Source organism: Ensifer sp. ENS09, assembly GCF_014852425.1.
Taxonomy (GTDB): domain Bacteria; phylum Pseudomonadota; class Alphaproteobacteria; order Rhizobiales; family Rhizobiaceae; genus Ensifer.
On record NZ_JACVBP010000002.1, the window covers coordinates 125,544 to 148,164 of the forward strand.

Genomic DNA, 22,621 nt, shown 5'->3' on the forward strand with positions numbered 1-22,621 from the left:
GGTGCCGCAGCGATTAAAGGCGGATGACATAGTCCTTGCGGGTCGTCTCCACGACTTCCCAGGTGCCCTCGAACCCGGGACGCAGGATCATGCTGTCGCCGGCGCGCAGATGCGCCGCTTCGCCACCATCCTGCGTGAGGATCGAATAGCCGGAGAGGATGTGGAAATACTCCCACTCCTCATAGACGATCCGCCATTTTCCGGGCGTCGATTCCCAGACCCCGGCATAGAGCCCGCCTTCGGCCTCCTCCAGGTTCCAGGTCTTGAACTGCGGTGCGCCTGAGATGAGCCGGTCGGCCGCCGGCGTACCGGTTTCCGCCTCGACGGTGGACAGGTCGAATTTCTGCATATTCGTCATCTTGGCACCCTTGCGAAGGGCGCGCTGGCGCGCCCTTCGCGGCTAGTGTTTCAGAGCTTGGCCAGCGCCTGTTCGAGGTCGGCGATGATGTCGGAGACATCCTCGATGCCGACCGAGAGGCGCACGACGTCAGGGCCGGCGCCGGCCGCCACCTGCTGCTCGGGCGTCAGCTGGCGGTGGGTGGTCGAGGCCGGGTGAATGACGAGCGAGCGCGTGTCGCCGATATTGGCGAGGTGCGAGAACATTTCCAGCCCTTCGACGAAGCGCTTGCCCGCCTCGTAGCCACCCTTGAGGCCGAAGGTAAAGACGGCACCGGCGCCCTTCGGCGAATAGCGCTGCTGCAGCGCGTGGTTGGGGTCGTCCTCAAGCCCGGCATAGTTGACCCACGAAATCTTGTCGTGCGTCTTCAACCACTTGGCGACCGCAAGCGCGTTGTCGCAATGGCGCTGCATGCGCAGTGGAAGCGTTTCGGAACCGGTGACCAGCATGAAGGCATTGAACGGCGAGATCGCCGGGCCGAAGTCGCGCAGGCCGAGGACACGCGCGGCGATGGCGAAGGCGATGTTGCCGAAGGTCTGGTGCAGCACGACACCGGCATATTCCGGACGCGGTTCCGAGAGCATCGGATATTTGCCGGACTTCGACCAGTCGAAGGTGCCGCCGTCGACGATGACGCCGCCCATGGAGTTGCCGTGGCCGCCGATGAACTTCGTCAGCGAGTGCACGACGATATCGGCGCCATGCTCCAGAGGCCGCAGCAGGTAGGGCGTCGCCATGGTATTGTCGACGATCAGCGGCAGGTCGTGCTTGCGGGCGACCTCGGCGATGGCAGCGATATCGACGAAGGTGCCGCCGGGATTGGCGAGGCTCTCGATGAAGATCGCCTTGGTGCGCCGGTCGATCTTCGCCTCAAAGGAAGCCGGATCGGCAGGGTCAGCCCAGCGGACCTGCCAGTCGAAGGACTTGAAGGCGTGACCGAACTGGTTGACCGAGCCGCCATAGAGCCGGTTGGCGGCGATGAAGTTGTCGCCCGGGCTCATGATCGTGTGGAAGACGAGAAGCTGTGCGGCATGGCCGGAGGCAACGGCGAGTGCCGCCGTGCCGCCTTCAAGCGCGGCAATGCGCTCTTCGAGCACCGCCTGCGTCGGGTTCATGATGCGGGTGTAAATGTTGCCGAACTGCTGCAGGCCGAAGAGTGCCGCCGCATGGTCGGTGTCGTTGAAGACGAAGCTCGTCGTCTGGTAGATCGGCGTCGCCCGTGCACCCGTGGTCGGGTCGGGCTGCGCCCCCGCATGAATTGCGAGCGTGTTGAAACCAGGGTTGTCTTTCGTCATTTCGTCCCTCCCATGACCAGAGCGCGGCCGCCAGCCGGCGCGCCGGGGCGCTCTATCACCTTGAATCTACGCGTGAACCGCTATCGTGCTCGCACGATTGAGCGCGCAAGCCGCGGCACTATTCCAGAGCCTACGCATGCGGTCAAAGAGGATTTTTCAAGAACTGACGGTTGTGTGGTCCGCCGGCGATGCGCCGACCGCGATCAGCCGATCAGACGCGGGTATTCGATCGCCGGACAACGGTCCATGACCACCTTGATGCCGGCGGCTTCCGCTTTCGCCGCAGCACTATCGTTGCGCACCGAGAGCTGGCCCCAGATCGCTTTCGGCAGCGTCTCCAGCGCGAGAATTTCATCGACGAGCGCCGGCAGGGCGTCGGCAGCGCGGAAGACGTCGACCATGTCGATCGGCTCCTTTATATCGGCAAGCCGGCCGACCACGGCCTGACCCTGGATGCTCTTGCCGACATGCCCGGGATTGATCGGGATCACCCGGTAACCCTTGCGCAGCAGAAACGCCATGACCCGATGGCTCGGACGCTCAGGATTGGGCGAAGCGCCGACAAGGGCGATCGTCTTGGTCTCGCGCAGGATATCGGCGAGATAATAGTCCGGGTAAGCGTCGTGGTTCATCTGCGGCTTCGGATCCGTTCGTGTTAAACGGTCGTATAATGATGGCGAGGCCGGCCAAGTCAACCGTGCGGGCCGTTCGTTCCCCGCCAAAGATTGCCGCTTCTGCAAGACTTTCCGGTTGCTTTTGCGTCCGTGCGGCGCGACAAGCATCACAAAACCTACCACATCGTTTTCCGAGGTCTCATCTTGCCCGTTGAAGTCATTGCGCTCGTCCTGTTCGGGGCGTTGTTGCACGCGACCTGGAATGCGTTGGTCAAGGCGGGAACGGAAAAGTCGCTCGACGCTGCAATGATCGCGCTCGGGGCCGCAGCCGTCGCCATCCCCTTCCTGCCGTTCATGCCGTTGCCCAAACCGGAAGCGTGGCCATACATCCTGGTTTCGGCACTGTTCCAGTTCGCCTATTTCCAACTCGTCGCCGCATCCTATCGCGCCGGCGACATCGGCCTTGTCTATCCGCTGATGCGCGGCGCGGCACCGTTGATCGTCGCGATGACCAGTGGGGCGTTGATCGGCGAAAAGCTCACCTTCGGAACGATGATCGGTATCCTGACGATCTCTGCCGGTGTGCTGACGCTCGCCTTCGAGTCGCGCAAGGGCGGCAAGAACGCGATCGTGCTTGCGCTGCTTAATGCCTGCGTCATCGCAAGTTACACCTTTGTCGACGGTATCGGCGCGCGCGTTTCAGGCAACGCCATCTCCTACACGCTGTGGATGGCGCTGCTGCCGCCGGTTCTGCTGTTCACCTGGGCTTTTGCCCGGCGCGGCATCAAGCCGGTCGCCCGCCACGTCTACAAGAACTGGTGGCGGGGCCTTATCGGCGGCGCCGGCTCGATCGGCGCCTATGGCCTGGCGCTCTGGGCCATGACCAAAGCGCCGGTCGCAACCGTCGCGGCACTGCGCGAAACCTCGATCCTCTTTGCCGTGGTGATCTCGGTCGTGTTCCTCAAGGAGCCGGTCAGCGCCTGGCGCATCGCGGCTGCCTGCGTCATCGCACTTGGCGCCCTGCTTCTGAAACTCGCCTGAGCGTCAGTCTTCCTTCCATTCCGGCATGCGCTTGCCGAGGAACGCGCCGATGCCGTCGTCGGCATCGCGCGCCAGCATGTTCTCAACCATGACGCCGACTGCGTAGTCGTAAGCCTCCGGCAGGTCCATCTCCGCCTGGCGATAGAAGGCCTCCTTGCCGATCTTCAGCGCCTGCGGCGACTTCGAGGCAATGACCGCAGCATATTTGTCGACCACTTGGCGCAGGTACTGCTGCGGCACGATGCGATTGACGAGGCCGAAATCCTTGGCGGTCGAAGCGTCGATGGTCTCGCCGGTCAAGAGCATTTCCATCGCCTGCTTGCGATGTGCCGCACGCGTGAGCGCGACCATCGGCGTCGAACAGAAGAGACCGATGTTGACGCCGGGTGTGCAGAAGGTGGAGCTGTCGGTGCAGATCGCAAGGTCACAGCTGGAAACCAGCTGGCAGCCGGCTGCCGTTGCCAGGCCGTCAATCTCGGCGATGACGGCCTGCGGCAGCCGTGTGATTTTCAGCATGAGATCGGCGCAGAGGCGGATCGTCCGTTCGAAGAAGGCCCGGCCCCGGTCGTCGTCTTCGCGGTGCGCGGTCATTTCCTTCAGATCGTGACCGGCGGAAAACAGCTTGCCGGTCGCGGCGAGCACGACCACCCTGATGTCCTTGGAGGTTGCGACCGCATCGAACTCGGCGTGCAGCGCCTCCATCGTGGCGATCGACAGCACGTTGGCCGGCGGGTTGTTAAGCGTCAGCCGCAAGACGGGCCCCGAACGATCTTTCAGCAGCAGGCCGTTCGGCTCTTCCTTCTTGAACGATACGACGTCGGCCATCTTTTTCTCCTGGAACTTGAACTTTGGCTTGGTGGTACGCCGGCAGCGCGTGCCGTGCAAGCCGACAGGGACACCCGCTGACGCATTCCGCCTACGACCATTTTCCGCCTTGCGTCGGGCCATCAGTCGGTTTCAGGTGGCGGGTAGACATGTTGAAGGATGCAATGCATGACCATCGAGCCGATCATGACCGTCGACGACCTCAACCGATTTCTCGACACGGATTTCCCGCAGGTCCACACCGACGGCAAGGTCTTCCATGTCACGGCGGTCGGTCCGGGCTTTGCCACCATGCGGCTCGATCCGAACGAACGGCATATCCGGCCGGGCGGAACCGTCTCCGGCCCTACTCTTTTCGCACTCGCCGACGTTTCCGCCTATATCGCGCTGATCGCGCATATCGGGCCGGTTGCGCTTGCCGTCACCACCAATCTCAACATCAACTTCCTGCGCAAGCCCGAGCCGGAGCCGCTCGAATGCACCTGCCGGATCCTCAAACTCGGCAAGCGGCTTGCCGTTCTCGACGCATCGATCGTCAAGGTTGGCGACGACGACCTCGTCGCGCATGCCACGGCGACCTATTCGATTCCGCCACGATAATTTGTGGTATCAAAATACCGCACTAGTAACATATTGTTTTTACTTGATTTTATTTCCGTCGCGCAGATTTCGCGTTCTTGACGCTTGTTTCGCACTTGCGTATAAGCTGCCGCAGATCGCGGTCCTTACGGGCCGCTTTCTCTTTTGCCCGGGAAACCGGGCAAAACCAAGCAACAAGAAACGCCCAGCGGTTCGCCGCTCGGGTCCAAAGAAAGATTTTGATATGGCAACCTTCGTTCAGAAGCCTGCAGAGGTGGAGAAGAAGTGGATCATCATCGACGCCGAAGGCCTCGTTGTTGGTCGCCTCGCTTCTCTCATCGCGAACCGCCTGCGCGGCAAGCACAAAGCTACCTTCACCCCGCATGTTGACGACGGCGACAACGTCATCGTCATCAACGCCGAGAAGGCAGTTCTGACGGGCAAGAAGTACACCGACAAGAAGTACTACTGGCACACCGGCTACCCCGGCGGCATCAAGGAGCGCACTGCGCGCCAGATCATCGAAGGCCGCTTCCCGGAGCGCGTCCTCGAGAAGGCCGTCGAGCGCATGGTTCCGCGCGGTCCGCTCGGCCGTCGCCAGATGAAGAACCTGCGCGTATACGCAGGCGCCAACCACCCGCATGAAGCACAGCAGCCGACCGTCCTCGACGTCGCCAAGCTGAACAGCAAGAACACAAGGAGCGCCTGATAATGGCTGACCTTTCCGCTCTCAAGGACATCGCCACGACCGCGGAACCGGCTGCTCCGGTTCACGTCAAGAAGGTCGACGCCCAGGGTCGCTCCTACGCGACCGGCAAGCGTAAAGACGCTGTCGCCCGCGTCTGGGTCAAGCCGGGCACCGGCAAGATCACCATCAACGGCAAGCCCTACGCGGCTTACTTCGCCCGTCCGGTTCTGCAGATGATCCTGCAGCAGCCGATCGTCGCAGCTGCCCGTGACGGCCAGTTCGACATCGACGCGACCGTTGCTGGCGGTGGTCTTTCCGGCCAGGCCGGTGCCGTTCGTCACGGCATCTCCAAGGCACTCACCTACTTCGAACCGGGCCTGCGCTCGGTCCTGAAGCGCGGTGGCTTCCTCACCCGCGACAGCCGCGTGGTCGAGCGTAAGAAGTACGGCCGTGCGAAGGCACGTCGTTCGTTCCAGTTCTCGAAGCGTTAATCGCTTCAACTGCGACACTTGGAAAGGCGGGGCTTTGCTCCGCCTTTTTTTGTTATCATCCGACGCACCATATCCCGCAACGTCGAGCCTTTGAGGCACCGCATGACCCGTTCTCCCGTCGCCAAGACCCCAGAGCCGCCCTATTACATCGTCACCTTCGCCTCGCAGCGCACGGCTGGTGATCACGGCTACGACAACATGGCAGACGAAATGGAGCGGCTTGCGCGCGAGCAGCCGGGTTTTCTCGGCCTGGAAAGCGTTCGCGGCGCCGACGGCTTCGGCCTCACCAATTCCTACTGGGCCGATGAGGCGAGCATCGCGGCCTGGAAAAACAATGTCCGCCACCTGACGGCCCAGCGGCTCGGCCGCGAGCGCTGGTACGTGGATTACCAGGTGCGCGTCGGCAAGATCGAACGTCAATACGGATTCGAGCGCTCGTAGTTCTCCCGCGGGGCAAGGCCGCCACTGGAGACCGGCTTAAATCGGCAGCTCCGTCGTCGACTTGAGTTCGCGCAGGACGAAACTCGACACCACCGTGCGCACATGCGGATTGCGCATCAGGTAGCGCGTCATGAAGGCATCGTAGCTTTCGACGTCATTGGCGCGGATCTTCAGCATATAGTCGAACGTTCCGGATAAAGCGTAGCACTCCATGATCTCCGGCCGCTCGCGCACGACGGCGGAAAAGGCGGCAATCGCCTCATCGTGATGATCTTCGAGCGTCACATGGGCGATGATGCAGAGTTTCAGATCGAGCTTTGCCGGATCGAGCAGCGCGACGCGCTTGCGGATCACGCCATCCGTCTCCAGTTCCTGCAGCCGTCGCCAGGCCGAGCTTTGCGACATGCCGGCTTTTTCGGCGAGATCGGAGAGAGACTGGCCGCTATCGGCCTGAATCAGCCGTAGCAGCTTTCGAACAGGCTGAAGATTTTCTTTCACATCGGACGGCATTTCGAATTTCCCTCCCGCCATCAGGCCTCCACCTGGCAACTGTGGAACAAATACTCGCTCCATCCGCGATACAATTGCAACAGGAGAGTTCATCTGACGAATGAGGAGACGTCATGACGAAGGAAAGTAGCTACACGGCCAAACTGCCGGAACCGGACGGCACCTATCTCTACACCCCGGAAGAAGACGCGATCTGGGGCGAGCTCTATCAGCGGCAGATGACGCTGCTCGCCGACAAGGCCAGCGACGAATATCTGGAAGGCGCAAAGACGCTTGATCTCGGCCCTGATCACGTGCCGCAGTTGAAGGACGTGAACCGGCGCCTCGCCGAAACCACCGGCTTCGGCGTCGAAGGTGTACCTGCCCTCATTCCACCGTCCCGCTTCTACGAACTGCTGTCCCAGGGCAAGTTTCCGCTGGCGACCTTCATTCGCCGCCGCGAGCATATCGATTACATCGAAGAGCCCGACATTTTTCACGAGGTCTTCGGCCACTGCCCGCTGCTCACCAATCAGAGCTACGCCAACTTCGTTCGCCGCTTCGGCGAGAAGGCGGTTTCGCTCGGCAAGGGCTATTCCTGGCATATGTTCCGGATCTTCTGGTTCACCGTCGAGTTCGGCCTGATCAACACGCCGAAGGGCCGCCGCTGTTATGGCGCCGGCATCGTGTCTTCGCCCAACGAGACACGCAATGCGATGGGAACCCCAGGTGTCGAGTTTCGGCCCTTCGACCTGATGACCGTGCTGCGCACGCCCTATCGCATCGATATCGTCCAGCCGATCTACTACGTGATCGACAGTTTCGCCCAGCTCGAGACGATCATCGAGGAAGATATCGCCGCGCGCATCACCGAAGCCAAGGCGCTTGGCGACTTCGCGCCGACCTACGAAGCCAAGGCTTCGTAATCGCCGAAGAAACGGCCGGCAGGGCCTTGCCTTGCCGGCAACGATTGTCCAACCTTCCGCCACCACAGGTTTGAGCGGATGCGCGCCGAGGATGCGCGCTGTCCGGCTCCGAGGCAGAGGCGGGATATGGCGAACAGGACAATCGATCATGCGCTGACGGCGCGCTCACTGACATCGGCGGCGTCCGACCCGACTCATGCCGGCATTCTCTCCTTCATGCGCCGCAAGTATTCGAAGCAGTTGAAGGGCGTCGATGCCGTCGTCTGGGGCATTCCCTTCGACGCCGCCACGTCCAACCGTCCCGGCGCCCGCTTCGGGCCGCAGGCGATCCGCCGCGCCTCGGCCATCTTCGACAACGATCCGCAGTACCCGTTCGACCGCGATCTCTTCGCGGAGATGGCAACGGTCGACTATGGCGACTGCCTGCTCGATTACGGCAACCATTCGAAGACGCCGGCAACGATCGAACGCGAAGCGGCCAAGATCATCAGGAGCGGCGCTTATCTGCAGACGCTCGGCGGCGACCACTTCGTCACCTATCCCATCCTGAAGGCGCAGGCGGCGCTGCACGGCCCCCTCGCCCTCGTCCAGTTCGACGCCCATCAGGATACCTGGCCCGACGAGCGCGGCCGCATCGACCATGGCTCCTTTGTCGGCCGTGCGGCGCGCGAAGGGCTGATCGACACCGACGCCTCGATCCAGATCGGCATCCGTACGCACGCGCCCGAGGATTGCGGCATCCGCATTCTCTATGGCTACGACGTCGAAGAGATGGGCGCCGGCGACATCGCCGAGACGATCACAAGGCAGGTCGGCGAGCGCAAGGCCTATCTCACCTTCGATATCGACTGCCTCGACCCGGCCTATGCGCCCGGCACCGGTACCCCGGTCGCCGGCGGCCCGTCGAGCGCCAAGATCCTGTCCGTCCTGCGCAAGCTCGGCGCGCTGACGGTGGTCGGCAGCGACGTGGTCGAAGTGGCGCCAGCCTACGACCATGCCGACATCACGGCGATCGCCGGTGCGACCGTCGCGATGTATATGCTGGGGCTGCATGCGGAGAAGCTTGCCGAGCGCGCGCCGCTTCGCTGAAGACGACCGTTGCCGTTGCGATGGAGGGCGGCTGCTTATATAGAAAAGGTGGGGTTGGCGGCGCTCCGCCGGCCTGTTGAGAAACTGATTCAATTCTATGCCAGAGTGATTCCGGAACGGCTTCTAACTGTCTGGCAGAACGGGAAAATCATGAAACCGAAGATCTTCATCGATGGCGAACACGGCACCACGGGCCTGCAGATCCGCACGCGCATGGCCGGCCGTAGCGATCTCGAACTGCTTTCCATTCCGGAAGCGGAACGACGCAACGCCGCGATGCGCGAAGATCTTCTGAACGACGCCGACATCGCGATCCTCTGCCTGCCGGACGACGCCTCGCGCGAGGCGGTTTCGATGGTCTCTGGCAACAACAAGGTCCGCATCATCGACACCTCGACCGCGCACCGGATTGCGCCCGACTGGGCCTATGGCTTTGCCGAAATGGACAAGGCACAGCCGGAAAAGATCCGGAGCGCCCGTTGCGTCGCCAATCCCGGCTGCTATCCGACCGGCGCGATCGGCGTGATCCGGCCGCTGCGCCAGGCCGGCATCCTGCCCGACGGCTATCCGGTGACGGTCAATGCGGTTTCCGGTTACACCGGCGGCGGCAAGCAGATGATCGCGCAGATGGAAGACGAGACCAATGCCGACCACATCAGCGCACCGCACTTCCTCTACGGCCTGACGCTCAAGCACAAGCACGTGCCCGAGATGAAGATGCATGGCCTGCTCGACCGCGCACCGGTCTTTGCACCCTCCGTCGGCAAGTTCGCACAGGGCATGATCGTCCAGGTGCCGCTCTATCTTGAGGACCTCGCCGCCGGTACGACACTCGAGACGATCCACGCTGCGATCGTCGCGCATTATGCCGACCAGTCGATCGTGGAGGTCGTGCCGCTCCAGGAGAGCGAGAAGCTCGCCCGCATCGACGCCACCGAGCTTGCCGGCAAGGACACGATGAAGCTCTTCGTCTTCGGCACCCCTGGCGGCAACCATGTGAACCTCGTCGCCCTGCTCGACAATCTCGGCAAGGGCGCTTCGGGCGCGGCGGTCCAGAACATGGACCTGATGCTGTCGGCCTGATCGGCAATCGGCTGAAAAACAAAAGACCCCGGCGAGCCGCTCGCCGGGGTCTTTCTTTTTCCGGATTTCGCCGGGCGTCAGTCGCGCAGTTCGATCGTCGTCGGGCGCGGATACTCACCGTAGAAACCGCGCCAGTGGGCGATGGCAAAGCCAAGCACAACGAGTGCGCCGCCCTGGTGCGCCACACCCCAGCCGATCGGCACCTGCAGCACCAGCGTGGTAATGCCGATCACCGCCTGTGCCGAGACGAGCAGGAACAGGAGCACCGCACGGCGCGCATGGGTGGTTTCGGGTGCTGCCCGCAGCGAGGCGATCATGTGCATCAGCGCAAAGGCAAAGAGCACGTAGGCGCCGATGCGATGGACGAACTGCACCGTCTTCGGGTTTTCGAACAGGTTGATCCACCAGGGCTGCTGCAGGAACAGGTCCTGCGGGATGATTGCGCCATCCATCAGCGGCCAGGTGTTGTAGCTGAAGCCGGCGTCCAGCCCAGCAACCAGCGCTCCGAGATAGATCTGGAAAAGACTGAAGATGGCGATGATCATGGCCATCTTGCGCGAGCGGTCGGTGGGTGCCGCTTCATTCGAATGCCGACTGAGCCCGCGGAAGATCCACATGCAGGCGGCAAAGATCAGACAGGCGATGACGAGATGCGTCGCCAGCCGGTACTGGCTCACTTCCGTGCGCTCCACCAGGCCCGAGGATACCATCCACCAGCCGATGAAACCTTGAAAACCGCCAAGCGCAAGGATCCCGAGCAGCGGCATGCGCAGCTTGCGCTCGACCTTTCCGGTGAACCAGAAATAGGCAAGCGGCAGCGCGAAGATCAGGCCGATCGTGCGCGCGAGCAGGCGGTGTGCCCATTCCCACCAGAAGATCGTCTTGAACTCGTCGACAGTCATGCCACTGTTCATCTGCTGATACTGCGGAATGCGCTGGTAGAGCTGGAACTCCTCTTCCCACTCGGCCACCGTCAGCGGCGGGATCACGCCATGGATCGGCTTCCATTCGGTGATGGAGAGGCCCGATTCGGTAAGGCGCGTCGCGCCGCCGACGAGTACCAGGGCAAAGAGAGTGAAGAGCACGGCCGCCAGCCAGCCGCGGATCTGCCGGCGATTGCGGTCGGTCCTGCCGATCTCGTTTCGAAGCATTTGTTCAGTCGCCATTTCGACGCCGGCCATCATGTTCCCTCTGGTGTCGCAGGGTTGTCGGCGGCGCAACCGGACGGATCAACGGTCGCACCTTTCGGAAAGCCGTTGATTTGCACCAGAGCGGCATGCAAAACAAGGCCGAAACCTTTGCGGCATGCGGTCGCGGCCGCTCCGCGCGCATTTGCCCCTGTGAAAGATATGAAATGCCCCTACGCCTCAGAAAGCTGATCGGCACGATCCTGATCATCATCCTCGTCGTCGTCTATGCGCTTGCCGCCGTTACCTTCGCCTCGCTGCTGCTCGGCGCCGCTCCCTGGTACGTGCACCTGGCCTATTTCTTCTTCACCGGCCTGCTCTGGATCTTGCCGGCCATGCTGATCATCAAATGGATGGAAAAGCCCGCTCGGGATCGTTGATCCTCGGTCCGGTAGCCATTCGGGAGGACGCCCATGCGACTTGCGGTCATCGCGGACATCCACGGCAACGATCTTGCGCTCGAAGCGGTGCTCGCCGACATCGATGCACAAGGGATCACCGATATCGTCAATCTTGGCGATCATCTGAGCGGTCCACTCAACGCCGCGCGCACGGCCGACATCCTGATGGAACGGGCGATCCCCTCGATCCGCGGCAATCACGACCGTTACCTGTTGACGGTCGATCCGCGCGATATGGGGCTCTCCGATCGCGCGGCGTTCGATGAATTGAAGCCGGAGCACCGCGAGTGGTTGGCCACCCTGCCCGTCGCACACGTCCACAGGCAAACGTTCTTCCTCTGCCATGCGACCCCGACCGACGATGAGACCTACTGGCTCGAAGCCCTGACGGCGGACGGTACGGTTCATAGGGCCGCGCGTTCGGCCATCGAGGCCGAAGCTGTCGGGATCGACTATCCGGTAATCCTGTGCGGTCACACCCACATTCCTCGCGTCATCCGCCTCTCCGACGGACGCCTGGTCGTCAACCCCGGCAGCGTCGGCTGCCCCGGCTACACCGACAGCCGACCGGTGGCCCACAAGGTCGAGGCCGGATCCCCGCACGCGCGCTACGCCATCGTCGAGCAGTCGGGGACGGAATGGGACGTGACGTTTCGCAGCGTGACCTACGATTGGACCGCGATGTCGCAACTTGCGACCCGCCGTAACCGCCTGGAATGGGCCAGCGTGTTGGCAACGGGCTTCATCGCGTGAGGCGTCAATTTCGTTTCACGCTTTGCTAACCGCGTTCGCCGGTTATTGCCAATCGACCTTCATAAGCACTCCCGAATTAAAGCGATCGTAGCGGGTTTGAGGTTCAATCTCTCCGCAACAAGGACCGGACAGCACCTGCGATGACGAACTCGGAACTCACCATGGATGGCTCCGGCGACCGCCGCGTGCATGCGTCCTTGCGTGCAGATCCGACCGATGCCGTCGGCCGCTTCGAAATCTCGCTTCACCGCGACATGGAGACACTCGAAACCGAGTGGCGCATGCTCGACACCCTTCCCGCGAACTCGCTGCACCATGCCTATCATTGGTGCCGCGCCTGGGCTGCGACCCACGCCAGCGACCTGGCTCTCCTACGGATTACGTTCGATGGCGAACTCCTGCTTATCCTGCCGCTGGAAGTGGTGCGCGGACGCGTGTTTCGAACGGCGAGACTGATCGGAACCGAGCACAGCAACCTGAACACCGGGCTGTTTGTCCGCGACGCCACGGCCATCATCACCACGCCCGCGCTCGCCGAGGCGCTTGCCCGCGCCATCTGCGACGCACTGCGCGGCCTTGCCGACATCGTCATGCTCGATCGTCTGCCGAACGACTGGCGCGGCGACCCCAGCCCGTTGGCCCTGTTTTCGGGCGTTACCAATCCCAACCCGTCGTTCCAGCTTCCCCTTCTCGGTGGCATTCAGCCCACACTGGCCCAGCTCAACGCCAAGCGGCGGCGCAAGAAGATGCGCATTTCCGAACGGCGGCTGGCTGAAATGGGCGGCTACGACTATGTGGTCGCCCGCACGAGCGACGAGGCCCAAGCCCTGCTCGACACCTTCTTTCGACAAAAGGCGACGCGCTTTGCCACGCTCGGCTTTCCCGATGTCTTCCAGGATCCGGAAACGCAGGCGTTTTTCCATGCGCTTGCCGCCCGCGTGGACGACGATGTCCAGCTCATGGAACTCAATGCCATACGCCTGCGAGGCGAAAATGACGGCCGGATCGTCGCCGTCGCCGGACTGTCGCGCAAGGCGGATCACGTGATCTGCCAGTTCGGGTCGATCGACGAAGCGCTGGCAGGCGACGCCAGCCCGGGTGAATTGCTGTTCTACCGCATGATCGAGCGCCTTTCAGGCGAAGGCGTGCGACTGTTCGACTTCGGCGTGGGCGACCAGCCCTACAAGCGCTCCTGGTGCACGATCGAGACGCCGTTGCGCGATATCGTGCTGCCGGTGACGCTCGCTGGACGGCTCGCTGGCCTGCGGCACTACCTCGTCGTGAGGGCAAAAAGGGCGATCAAGGCGAACAAGGCCGTCTATGCCCGCATCCAGCGCACGCGACGACGCAGGCAAGGCAAGACCTTCGACAACAGCGCCGACTGATCATCCAGCTTAGAGCACGGTCCCTGCGCTGTGCGGCAGAGGCCCGCGCCGCCATTACGCCGCGTCGCGATCCGGGTATTCGGGGTCCGATTGCACCTGGCCGGTCATCAGCACGATGTCGCGGTAGCCCGCCGCGCCGAAGCCGGTCAGTACCTCGACGATCCGCTCGCCGCTCACCGACGGTGCCGACAGGATGATTTCGGCGCCATCGCGACCGGCGATCTTCTCCACGGCCATTTCATCGGCAGGGCCGCATTCGAGCAGGACGAGATCATAGGCGTTGGTCAAAGCGTCGATGATCATCCTCAGCCTGTCGATGCCACGCATCGCCTGGCGCGGATCGGCGTCGCCCTGTGGGATGATGTGCGCGTCGGAAAAGCGGTCGGCGTGGATCGTGTCCGTGAAGGGAACCTCCCCCGCCAGGAGATTGGTGATCCCCGGGAGCTGCTGCGAGCGCGCCATCAGCCGTGTCGGGCAGGCAGAGCCCGTCAGGTCGATCAGCACGACTTTCAATTCTTCTTCGGCGAGCAACCGGGCGAGCATCACGGTCGCGGTAGAGCCCTCGTCGCCGCCGGGCGAAACCGAAATCGCAACGCGCACATTGGTGGCACGCAGATGCTCGGCGACGGCTTCGATCGAGAAATCCGCCTCGGCGGCCTCCTCCTCCGTGTCCGGGGCAAGCGAAAGCTCCGCCGCAGGCAGCAAGTCGACTGCGTCATCGGCTGCGGACGAAATGACGGGCGATGCCTCAGCCATCTGGGCCGGCGGCAAATCGGCAACGCTTGCGGCAAGCGCCGGACGGGACCGGACCGGTGCCCGTTCGCCCGTAGCTGAGACCGGCCGCAAGGCTCGCCCGCTGAAAAGCTCGCCGAGCATGATGCCAATGCAGGTAAGGAGGAAAGTTGCAAGCGCTGCAACGATGGTGATCGGCAGTACTTTCGGGAAGCTCGCGCCGGTCGGAACCACGGCACTCGAAATGACGCGTGCATCGGCCGGCGTCGCATTCTCCACGGTGCGCGATGTCGCCTCGCGATAGCGCGCGAGATAGGTCTCCAGCAATTGGCGCTGCGCGGTCGCTTCGCGCTCGAGCGCGCGCAGCCCCACCTCTTCTTCGCCGGCCTGCGCCGACTGTGCCTTCAGCGCATTCAACTGCTGCCCGAGCTGCTGTTCGCGCAGTTCGCCGACCTTCGCCTCGTTTTCGAGGCTCGTCAGGATCTTGCGGGTCTCGGTGCTGATCTGGCCGCGAATACCTTCGAGCTGCGACTTCAGCGCCTTCAGACGCGGGTGACCGTCAAGCAGGGTGGTCGAGAGGTCCGCCACCTGCGCCTGCAAGTTCGCTTCCGTCTCCTTCAGCCGCTGGATCATCTGCGAACCGACGACATCGGCAATGGTGTCCGGCGCGCGGCCGCTTGCCAGCGCCGAGCGTACGCCGGCGGCACGCGCTTCCGCATTGGCGCGCTCGCCGCGCACCCGCGCCAGTTCCGACGAGATATCCGTAAGCTGCCGTGTCGCGAAGTTGGTGCTTTCACCGGTCGGCAGCAGATCGGACGAGGCGCGATAGGCCGCAACCTTCGCTTCGGCGTCGCGCACCTTCTCGCGCAGATTGGCGATCTCGGGTTCGAGCCAGCGTGTCGCCTCGGAATTGGTATCGAGCTTTGCGCCGCTCTGGAGCGCCAGGAAGACCTTCGCCATCTCATTGGGCACGGCGGCCGCAAGCTGGCGATCCTTCGAGGTGAAGGCGATCGCGATCACGCGCGACTTCTCCACCTGGTAGACCTGGAGCTTGTCGGAGAATTCCTTGAGCACCCTCTCCTCGGGCGGCATCTCAAGCGGGTTCTTCTTCAGGCCGAGCATGACGAGAAGATCGGAAAGTGCAGAGGGCGCCGACGACGGATCGAACTCCTTGAGCTCGTAAAGCTTCATGTTGCGAGCGACCTGCTTGATGAGGTCGGCCGACTTGAGCACCTGCACCTGGCTGAGAATGCCGGATTCATCGAAGACGCGGTCGGCTCCCGCCTGGGAAGCCTGGTTGGGGCCGCTGAACTCCGGCTCGCGCGATTCGATCAGCACGCGGGTTTCGCTCTGGTAATCCGGCGCGATCATCTTTGCTGCACCGAAAGCAAGCGCCGCCACAGCGACGGTGGCGAGCAAAACCTTGACGCGCCGATCCCAGACGGCGCGAAACAGGCCGCCGAGGTCGATATCCACATCCTGCTGTGCGCTGCCGCTTCCCGACATGCTCGTCGCTCCGAACTTTCAAATCTCGCCGGACCGTAAAGGAACATGGTAACGCAAGGGTTAATGCGATCAACCTGCGGATGGTAAAGGCGGGGCGGCATCGCCAGGTCTCCGCGAAAATTCTACCGCGAGTTTACCTGCTATTAACCCTAACGGATCGATAACGTCACAAAAGCTGGTCGTTTCCGGAGCCTATGAACCGCATGTCCACTGCAGCTATCAAGACGGGTCTCGCGATCACGGCGGCAGCGCTGTCGATGTTGCTCGGCGGCTGCACGAGCTACCAGCCCGCACCCAAAGCCTTCAGCGAAGCCACGATCCAGCCCTATCGGCTCGACAGCGGCGACCGCCTGCGCATCAACGTTTTCGAACAGGCCGGCCTCAGCGGTACCTACACGGTCGATCAGGCAGGCTACGTCGCCTTCCCCCTGATCGGCACCGTCGCCTCACGCGGCAGGACCCTGCCCGAACTCGAAGGCATGATCGCCGCCAAGCTGAAGCAAGGCTATCTGCGCGATCCAGACGTCACGATCGAGGTCGATCGCTACCGTTCCGTCTTCATCATGGGCGAAGTCGGTCAGGCCGGCCAATACGCCTATGTACCCGGAATGACCGTGCAGAACGCGATCGCGGTTGCCGGCGGCTTCTCGCCGCGCGCCAACCAGTCGAACGCCGACATCACACGCAAGATCAATGGCCGCATCATCACCGGCCGGGTCCCGATCACCGACGCTGTTCTTGCCGGCGACACGATCTATGTTCGCGAACGCCTGTTCTGATTTCGATGCAACAAGAGCGGCCTTTGCGCATCATCCACTGCTTCAGGTCGCCTGTCGGCGGGATATTCCGCCACGTGCGCGACCTGGCCGAGGCGCATGCCAAGGCCGGCCATGAGGTCGGGATCCTCTGCGACAGCACGACAGGCGGCAGTCACGAGGATCGGTTGTTCGACGAAATCCGCCCCTACCTGTCGCTCGGCCTCATCCGGATGCCGATCCATCGCTCGGTCGGGCCGTCGGATTTGGCCGCGTTGTGGCGCGGCTACAAAGAAATCAGAAGTTTGCGACCGGATGTGTTGCATGGGCACGGCGCCAAAGGCGGCGTCATTGCCCGGCTCATCGGTTCAGCCCTGCGGGTCAACAAGTATCGCGTAGCCCGCCTCTATTCGCCGCATGGCGGCAGCCTGCACTACCGTCCGGGCTCTCTGACCGGGCGTTTGGTCTTCCCGGCCGAGCGGATCCAGCAGCGGATCACCGACGCCCTCGTCTTCGTCTGCGACTTCGAGCGACAGACCTATTTCGCAAAAGTCGGCGCACCGCGCGAGCGCAACGAGCTGATCTACAATGGTATCGACGACCGGGAGTTCGAGGTCGTCCCACCCCAGCCGGATGCGGTCGATTTTCTCTATATCGGCATGATGCGGGACCTGAAGGGTCCCGATCTGTTTGTGGAGGCTTTCGCCCAGACCGAACGGCTCGTCGGGCGGCCGCTGTCGGCGCTGATGATCGGCGACGGCCCGCAGCAGCAGGAATACAGCGATCTGGTGCTGCAGCAAGGTCTCGGCCGCCGTATCCGCATGCAGCCGGCGATGAAGACGCGCGAGGCCTTCGCTCTGACGCGCAACATCGTCGTTCCCTCGCGCGCCGAATCCATGCCCTATATCGTGCTTGAGGCGCTTGCGGCACGGAAGCCGGTTATCGCCAGCCGTGTCGGCGGCATCCCGGAAATTCTCGGACGCGACAGCACCGCGCTTGCCGAACCCGCCAATGCCCGGTCGCTTGCTGACATCATGGCTCGCGCAATCACCGAGAAAGACTGGGCGGCACGTGTGATGCCCGATCCGAGCACGTTCAAGTCGCAATTTGCAGCTTCGGTAATGTCGGCGGATATGTTAAGCCTCTATCGGGAATTGTGCCGTTACCAGCCGCCCGCCGATAGCGTGTTGCCCACAACGTAAGCGTTTCTTAGTGGCTTTCTGCTATCCCGGCTGAGGGACTTCAGCGCCGGAAGACAGCCATGAACAAGTTTGACCGCCCGGGTTCGTTCGATCCCGAAGCGCTTCGCAAGAAGATTTCGGAAATCCGCGCCCGCGCGCCTGGCGAAATGCCGGACGAAACGACGACCACGGATCTCAATCCGCTCGCGCGGCAGATCGCCGAGCAGTTCAGCGCCGATACCTATTCGCCGGCGATGATCATGGGGCTGATGCGCCTGTTCGAGTTCAGCGCGCTCTTTGCGATCGGCTATGCCATCAACGCGCTTTATGTCCAGCCGGGCTTCGAGCAGCTGCCGCTCTATCTGGCAATTCTCTTTGGCGGCTCCGCCCTGGCGGTCGCTGCCATGCAGATCGCCGACACCTACCAGATCCCGGCGCTGCGCGCCTCGCTGCGGGTGATGCCGCGCATCCTCGCCTCCTGGGCCATCGCATTCGGCGGTATCGCCATCGCGCTGTTCTTCCTCAAATCCGGCCATCAGTATTCACGTGTCTGGTTCGGTGGCTGGTTCATCGGCGGCGCAATCTTTCTGATCGCAGAGCGCGCCTTCATCGCCTATTCCATCCGCCATTGGGCCCGAAACGGCACGATGGAACGCCGCGCCGTCGTCGTCGGTGGCGGCCAGCCGGCCAAGGACCTGATCCGCACGCTTGAGGACCAGCCCGACAACGACATCCGCATCTGCGGTATTTTCGACGATCGCGACGAGCGCCGCTCCCCCAACGTCATCGCCGGCTATCCGAAGCTCGGAACAGTCGACGAGCTGGTGGAATTCGCCCGCCTGGCCCGCATCGACATGCTGATCATCTCGCTGCCGCTCACGGCAGAGAAGCGCATTCTCCAGCTTCTGAAGAAGCTCTGGATCCTGCCGGTCGACATCCGGCTCGCCGCCCACGCCAACAATCTGCGCTTCCGCCCGCGCAGCTATTCCCATGTCGGCGACGTCCCGATGCTCGACATCTTCGATAAGCCGATCGCCGATTGGGACTCCGTCGCCAAGCGCGGCTTCGACATCTTCTTCAGCCTCGTCGCCCTCGTGCTTCTTTGGCCGATCATGCTCGGCGCGGCGATTGCGGTCAAAGCAACCTCCCCAGGCCCCATCATCTTCAAGCAGAAGCGGCACGGCTTCAACAATGAGACCATCGAGGTCTACAAGTTCCGCTCGATGTATACGCATATGAGCGACCCGACGGCCCGCAACGCCGTGACCAAGGGCGACCCGCGCGTCACCCCCGTCGGCCGTTTCATCCGCAAGTCCTCGATCGACGAACTGCCACAGATCTTCAACGTGCTGAAGGGTGAGCTGTCGCTCGTCGGGCCGCGGCCGCACGCCGTGCTCGCCCAGACCCAGAACCGCACCTATTCCGACGTCGTCGAAGGCTACTTCGCCCGCCACCGCGTCAAGCCCGGCGTCACCGGCTGGGCGCAGATCAACGGTTGGCGCGGCGAGATCGACAATGACGACAAGATCCGCCTGCGCACCGCCTTCGACCTGCACTACATCGAAAACTGGTCGCTGCTCTTCGACCTCAAGATCCTATTCCTGACGCCGTTCAGGCTCCTCAACACCGAGAATGCCTATTGAGCACCGTCGATACAGGCCGGCTCCCGATCGCTCGTCCCCAGCTTGCGGCGCTCTCGCTGCTCGGCTCCGGGCTCGTCGCCTTTGCCGTGTTTCTCTCCGGCTTCGTCATTTTCGAGCCGGCGCCCTATGAGCTGTTCCTGGTGGCGCTCATCGGCCTTTGGGCGCTTGTGGGCCTCAAGATCTCGCGCAGCGTCGCCCCGCTGCTGACGCTTCTGACCCTTTTCATGGTCGGCGGCATGCTGTCCCTGACGGTCATGGTCGACCTGACAAAGGGGCCGATGTACATGGCGGTCTCCGGATTCCTCGCGCTATCGTCGGTCTTCTTCGCAGCCATCATCGAGGACCGCCACGAGCGGCTGCGGCTGATCTTCAACGCCTGGACGGCGGCGGCCATAATCACGGCACTCCTCGGCATCCTCGGCTATTTCGGCGCCGTGCCGGGTGCGGAAAACTTCACGCTCTATGGCCGCGCCAAGGGCGCATTCCAGGATCCGAACGTCTTCGGCCCGTTCCTCTCGGTGCCGGCCATGTACCTCATCCACGGCATCCTCACGCAGCCCATCCAGAAGGCGCCGCTCAAGATCGCCGCGCTGCTGGTGCTGGCACTCGGCGTCTTCCTTTCATTTTCCCGCGCAGCCTGGGCCCTCAACCTCTTCTGCGTCGTCGCTTTCGTCTTCGTGATGCTGCTGAAAGAGCGAAACGGCCTCTTTCGCCTGCGTATCCTGGTGCTTGCCCTGGTCGGCGGGATCATGATCGTCGGCGCCCTCCTCGTCGCGCTGCAGTCCGAGCAGGTCGCAACACTCTTTTCCAGCCGCTCACAACTCGTGCAGGACTACGACGGCGGCCACCTCGGGCGCTTCGACCGCCACAGGCTCGGTTTCTTGATGTCGATGGAAAGGCCGCTCGGCATCGGTCCTATGGTCTTCAGCACGATCTTCCCGGAGGATGAGCACAACGTCTGGCTGAAGTCGCTGACCTCTTACGGCTGGCTCGGTTTCATCAGCTACGTGACGCTGATCATCTGGACGCTCTCGCTCGGCTTTCGCTTTCTGCTGCTCAACCGCCCCTGGCAAACCTATCTGATGATCGCCTGGGTCGCCGTTCTCGGCCATGTCGGGGTGGGCAATGTCATCGACACGGACCATTGGCGCCACTTCTACCTGCTCATCGGAATCATCTGGGGTTGCGCCGCCCTTGAATATCGCCATCGCCGGCAGGCGCGCGCCGGCCGGAGCTCCTGACCATGGAACATGTGGTTCCGCGCCGGTCTGCGGCCCCTTCCCTCAAGCTCCTAGAAGTGCTGGAGCCGAGCGGCGGCGGCTCGGGCCGGCACTTCCTCGATCTCTGCCGCGGTATGCACAAGCGTGGGCATCACGTCGAGGCCGTCTATTCGCCGGTGCGCGCCGAGGAAGGTTTCGTTCGTGAACTGAAGGCAATCGGCCTGCCGGCCGTGCACGCCGTCCCGATGAGACGCGCGCCCGGGTCGTCTGATGTCGGCTGCTTTCTCGAACTCCGGCGCATCATCCAGAACAACGGTTTCGACATCGTCCATGGCCACAGTTCCAAGGCCGGTGCGCTGACGCGCCTGCGGCTGCCCGGTTCTCATGTGCCGCGTATCTACACGCCACACGCCTTTCGCACGCTCGACCCAACGCTCGGCCGCGGCGGACGGCTGATCTATGGCACGATCGAATGGGCGCTGGCCCGCTTCTTTACCGATCACCTGATCTGCGTCTCCGACGACGAGTTCCATCACGCGCTGTCCTTGCACATGCCGGAGAAGCGCATGTCGGTGATCGTCAATGGCGTGGCACCGCCCTCGGACGAAATGGCGCAGACGCTGCGCGCCAGCTTCGGGATCGCGCCGGACGCTTTCGTTTTCGGCTTCGTTGGACGATTGTCCGCCCAGAAGGCGCCGGAACGGCTGATCGCCGCTTTCAAGAGTGTGGCCGCCTCGGTCAGAAACAGCCACCTCGTCATGGTCGGCAGCGGCGAGCTCGAGGGCAGCCTTCGCAAGGCGATTGCCGAAAGCGGGCTGCAGAACCGGATGCATCTGACCTCCGCCTTCACCGGCCCGCAGGCCGTGCCGGGCTTCGACCTCCTGGTAATGCCGAGCCGCTACGAGGCGATGTCCTATGTGATGCTTGAAGGGGCTGCGGCTGGCAAGGCGATCATCGCCACCGATATCGGTGGCGCGCGCACGGTGATCGAGGACGGGCGGAACGGTTACATCCTTCCCAATAGCGACGACACATCAGCACTCGCCAAGAGCATGATCAGTGCCGCGGAGCCCGAACTCTTCAAGGCCCTGTCGGCCAGCGCGGTAAGCCTGAAGGACCGCTTTACGCTTGCCGTCATGCTCGACCGCACGGAGGCCCTTTACCGGAACGCGGCTTCAAAACTGCAGAAGGCTGCCCCTCAGCCAGTCAGCTAGAATGGACAGCGGCGGCGTGATTGCGGCAGCGCGCCTACAGAAAGCAGAAAAGAGGCCCTGCTGAAGGACCTCTTTTGCTGCATTTGCAGGATCGGTTAGGGCGTCGATCCTTCTGCGCCCGAACCACCGCCGGTATCGGGGTTCGAACTCGGCGCCCCCGTATCGCCGTTGGAATTGGCGGTGCCAGTATCCGGGTTGGAGCTCGCAGCACCGGTATCCGGGTTGGAACTCGCCGTGCCGGTGTCACCCGATGAGCCGGTAGGCTGGCCCGGAACGAGGATGACGGCGTCGTCGGCACGGGCGGTGCCGGACGTCGAAATGACCGGCATTGCCGTCAGGGCCGAAAGCCCGAGCAACGACACGGCAAAAATCTTTGAAAGCGTCTTCATTCCATTTCCTCCTTTGGCAGGCAGGCGCCCGCCATAAGGCCATTCCATCACTTTCGCGAGGACGGCGATCGGCCCCAGCCGCGTGGACCATCGCACCGGAACGAGGCATTTTAGCGATTTCGGATGAGCGATAAATTTTATGCCACGCAACCAACGAGGGCCGGTGCGGTTTCGTGCGGCGATTACAGCCAAGTGCGACCCGGGCCGGGGCGATGCTGAGATAACCCGCTAAAAGGCCAAACCAAGCTTGGAGCGCCGGAGCCCGCAGGGCAGGCATCACGATTGCGGACGCCATCG

Annotated in this window: 24 protein-coding genes; 16 read left to right on the forward strand and 8 right to left on the reverse strand. The window is 62.9% G+C overall.

What is annotated here, in order from left to right:
• Positions 1–13: 13 nt before the first annotated feature.
• The 3 genes from IB267_RS08745 to IB267_RS08755 form a co-directional block, all read right to left on the reverse strand.
• Positions 14–358 (reverse strand): cupin domain-containing protein, encoded by a 345-nt coding sequence (locus IB267_RS08745; RefSeq protein WP_043611473.1) that lies wholly within the window; start codon positions 356–358, stop codon positions 14–16.
• Between the two features lie 50 nt (positions 359–408).
• Positions 409–1,692, reverse strand: a complete 1,284-nt coding sequence (locus IB267_RS08750) for an O-acetylhomoserine aminocarboxypropyltransferase (RefSeq protein ID WP_192447286.1) — start codon at positions 1,690–1,692, stop codon at positions 409–411.
• Positions 1,693–1,895: 203 nt separating this feature from the next.
• Complete coding sequence (locus IB267_RS08755) at positions 1,896–2,324, reverse strand: CoA-binding protein (protein WP_192447287.1); 429 nt, start codon at positions 2,322–2,324, stop codon at positions 1,896–1,898.
• 186 nt (positions 2,325–2,510) lie between these two features.
• Between IB267_RS08755 and IB267_RS08760 the strand changes: the two genes are divergently transcribed.
• The gene (locus IB267_RS08760) at positions 2,511–3,347 is read left to right on the forward strand and encodes a DMT family transporter (protein WP_192447288.1); all 837 of its coding nucleotides are present in this window, start codon (positions 2,511–2,513) and stop codon (positions 3,345–3,347) included.
• A 3-nt stretch (positions 3,348–3,350) separates the two neighbouring features.
• Here the strand turns inward: IB267_RS08760 and IB267_RS08765 are convergent, their stop codons facing one another.
• Positions 3,351–4,172, reverse strand: coding sequence for an enoyl-CoA hydratase (locus IB267_RS08765; protein WP_192447289.1), 822 nt, complete (start codon positions 4,170–4,172; stop codon positions 3,351–3,353).
• 168 nt (positions 4,173–4,340) lie between these two features.
• Here IB267_RS08765 and IB267_RS08770 point away from each other — a divergent pair, with 168 nt between their 5' ends.
• The 4 genes from IB267_RS08770 to IB267_RS08785 all read left to right on the forward strand — a co-directional run bounded on the left by IB267_RS08770 (position 4,341) and on the right by IB267_RS08785 (position 6,371).
• The gene (locus IB267_RS08770; RefSeq protein WP_043611470.1) at positions 4,341–4,772 is read left to right on the forward strand and encodes a PaaI family thioesterase; all 432 of its coding nucleotides are present in this window, start codon (positions 4,341–4,343) and stop codon (positions 4,770–4,772) included.
• A 223-nt stretch (positions 4,773–4,995) separates the two neighbouring features.
• Positions 4,996–5,460: a 50S ribosomal protein L13 gene (gene rplM / locus IB267_RS08775; protein WP_043611469.1), complete on the forward strand. Its 465-nt coding sequence runs from the start codon at positions 4,996–4,998 to the stop codon at positions 5,458–5,460.
• A gap of 2 nt (positions 5,461–5,462) precedes the next feature.
• Positions 5,463–5,930, forward strand: coding sequence for a 30S ribosomal protein S9 (gene rpsI, locus IB267_RS08780; RefSeq protein ID WP_043611468.1), 468 nt, complete (start codon positions 5,463–5,465; stop codon positions 5,928–5,930).
• 102 nt (positions 5,931–6,032) lie between these two features.
• Positions 6,033–6,371 (forward strand): antibiotic biosynthesis monooxygenase, encoded by a 339-nt coding sequence (locus IB267_RS08785; protein WP_192447290.1) that lies wholly within the window; start codon positions 6,033–6,035, stop codon positions 6,369–6,371.
• A 36-nt stretch (positions 6,372–6,407) separates the two neighbouring features.
• On the opposite strand, the gene IB267_RS08790 is transcribed toward IB267_RS08785, so the two are convergent.
• Positions 6,408–6,902 carry an Lrp/AsnC family transcriptional regulator gene (locus IB267_RS08790; RefSeq protein WP_246810610.1) on the reverse strand — a complete coding sequence of 165 codons (495 nt, stop codon included), beginning with the start codon at positions 6,900–6,902 and terminating at the stop codon, positions 6,408–6,410.
• Positions 6,903–6,994: 92 nt separating this feature from the next.
• On the opposite strand from IB267_RS08790, the gene IB267_RS08795 reads away from it, so the two are divergent.
• The 3 genes from IB267_RS08795 to argC all read left to right on the forward strand — a co-directional run bounded on the left by IB267_RS08795 (position 6,995) and on the right by argC (position 9,958).
• A complete protein-coding gene (locus tag IB267_RS08795) occupies positions 6,995–7,786 on the forward strand; it encodes a phenylalanine 4-monooxygenase (RefSeq protein WP_192447291.1) in 792 nt (263 codons plus the stop codon).
• Between the two features lie 126 nt (positions 7,787–7,912).
• Positions 7,913–8,875: an agmatinase gene (speB, locus tag IB267_RS08800; RefSeq protein ID WP_192447292.1), complete on the forward strand. Its 963-nt coding sequence runs from the start codon at positions 7,913–7,915 to the stop codon at positions 8,873–8,875.
• 150 nt (positions 8,876–9,025) lie between these two features.
• Positions 9,026–9,958 (forward strand): N-acetyl-gamma-glutamyl-phosphate reductase, encoded by a 933-nt coding sequence (argC, locus tag IB267_RS08805; RefSeq protein ID WP_192447293.1) that lies wholly within the window; start codon positions 9,026–9,028, stop codon positions 9,956–9,958.
• 77 nt (positions 9,959–10,035) lie between these two features.
• Here the strand turns inward: argC and IB267_RS08810 are convergent, their stop codons facing one another.
• Positions 10,036–11,139 (reverse strand): COX15/CtaA family protein, encoded by a 1,104-nt coding sequence (locus IB267_RS08810; RefSeq protein ID WP_192448279.1) that lies wholly within the window; start codon positions 11,137–11,139, stop codon positions 10,036–10,038.
• A gap of 173 nt (positions 11,140–11,312) precedes the next feature.
• Between IB267_RS08810 and IB267_RS08815 the strand changes: the two genes are divergently transcribed.
• The 3 genes from IB267_RS08815 to IB267_RS08825 all read left to right on the forward strand — a co-directional run bounded on the left by IB267_RS08815 (position 11,313) and on the right by IB267_RS08825 (position 13,684).
• A complete protein-coding gene (locus tag IB267_RS08815; protein WP_192447294.1) occupies positions 11,313–11,525 on the forward strand; it encodes a DUF2842 domain-containing protein in 213 nt (70 codons plus the stop codon).
• A 33-nt stretch (positions 11,526–11,558) separates the two neighbouring features.
• Positions 11,559–12,299: a metallophosphoesterase gene (locus tag IB267_RS08820; RefSeq protein ID WP_192447295.1), complete on the forward strand. Its 741-nt coding sequence runs from the start codon at positions 11,559–11,561 to the stop codon at positions 12,297–12,299.
• Between the two features lie 140 nt (positions 12,300–12,439).
• Positions 12,440–13,684 carry a GNAT family N-acetyltransferase gene (locus IB267_RS08825; protein ID WP_192447296.1) on the forward strand — a complete coding sequence of 415 codons (1,245 nt, stop codon included), beginning with the start codon at positions 12,440–12,442 and terminating at the stop codon, positions 13,682–13,684.
• A 54-nt stretch (positions 13,685–13,738) separates the two neighbouring features.
• On the opposite strand, the gene IB267_RS08830 is transcribed toward IB267_RS08825, so the two are convergent.
• Positions 13,739–15,922 carry an exopolysaccharide transport family protein gene (locus tag IB267_RS08830; RefSeq protein WP_192447297.1) on the reverse strand — a complete coding sequence of 728 codons (2,184 nt, stop codon included), beginning with the start codon at positions 15,920–15,922 and terminating at the stop codon, positions 13,739–13,741.
• A 203-nt stretch (positions 15,923–16,125) separates the two neighbouring features.
• Between IB267_RS08830 and IB267_RS08835 the strand changes: the two genes are divergently transcribed.
• The 5 genes from IB267_RS08835 to IB267_RS08855 all read left to right on the forward strand — a co-directional run bounded on the left by IB267_RS08835 (position 16,126) and on the right by IB267_RS08855 (position 21,935).
• Positions 16,126–16,701: a polysaccharide biosynthesis/export family protein gene (locus IB267_RS08835; protein WP_034804249.1), complete on the forward strand. Its 576-nt coding sequence runs from the start codon at positions 16,126–16,128 to the stop codon at positions 16,699–16,701.
• 5 nt (positions 16,702–16,706) lie between these two features.
• Positions 16,707–17,879: a glycosyltransferase family 4 protein gene (locus IB267_RS08840; protein ID WP_192447298.1), complete on the forward strand. Its 1,173-nt coding sequence runs from the start codon at positions 16,707–16,709 to the stop codon at positions 17,877–17,879.
• Positions 17,880–18,127: 248 nt separating this feature from the next.
• Positions 18,128–19,501: an undecaprenyl-phosphate glucose phosphotransferase gene (locus IB267_RS08845; RefSeq protein WP_371742537.1), complete on the forward strand. Its 1,374-nt coding sequence runs from the start codon at positions 18,128–18,130 to the stop codon at positions 19,499–19,501.
• Entirely contained in the window at positions 19,498–20,742 is a 1,245-nt protein-coding gene (locus IB267_RS08850) for an O-antigen ligase (protein WP_192447300.1), read from the forward strand. Before IB267_RS08845 ends, IB267_RS08850 begins: the two co-directional genes overlap by 4 nt.
• Before the next feature lie 2 nt (positions 20,743–20,744).
• Positions 20,745–21,935, forward strand: a complete 1,191-nt coding sequence (locus IB267_RS08855; RefSeq protein WP_192447301.1) for a glycosyltransferase — start codon at positions 20,745–20,747, stop codon at positions 21,933–21,935.
• Positions 21,936–22,030: 95 nt separating this feature from the next.
• Here the strand turns inward: IB267_RS08855 and IB267_RS08860 are convergent, their stop codons facing one another.
• Positions 22,031–22,324 (reverse strand): hypothetical protein, encoded by a 294-nt coding sequence (locus IB267_RS08860; protein WP_043611457.1) that lies wholly within the window; start codon positions 22,322–22,324, stop codon positions 22,031–22,033.
• Positions 22,325–22,621: the final 297 nt, after the last annotated feature.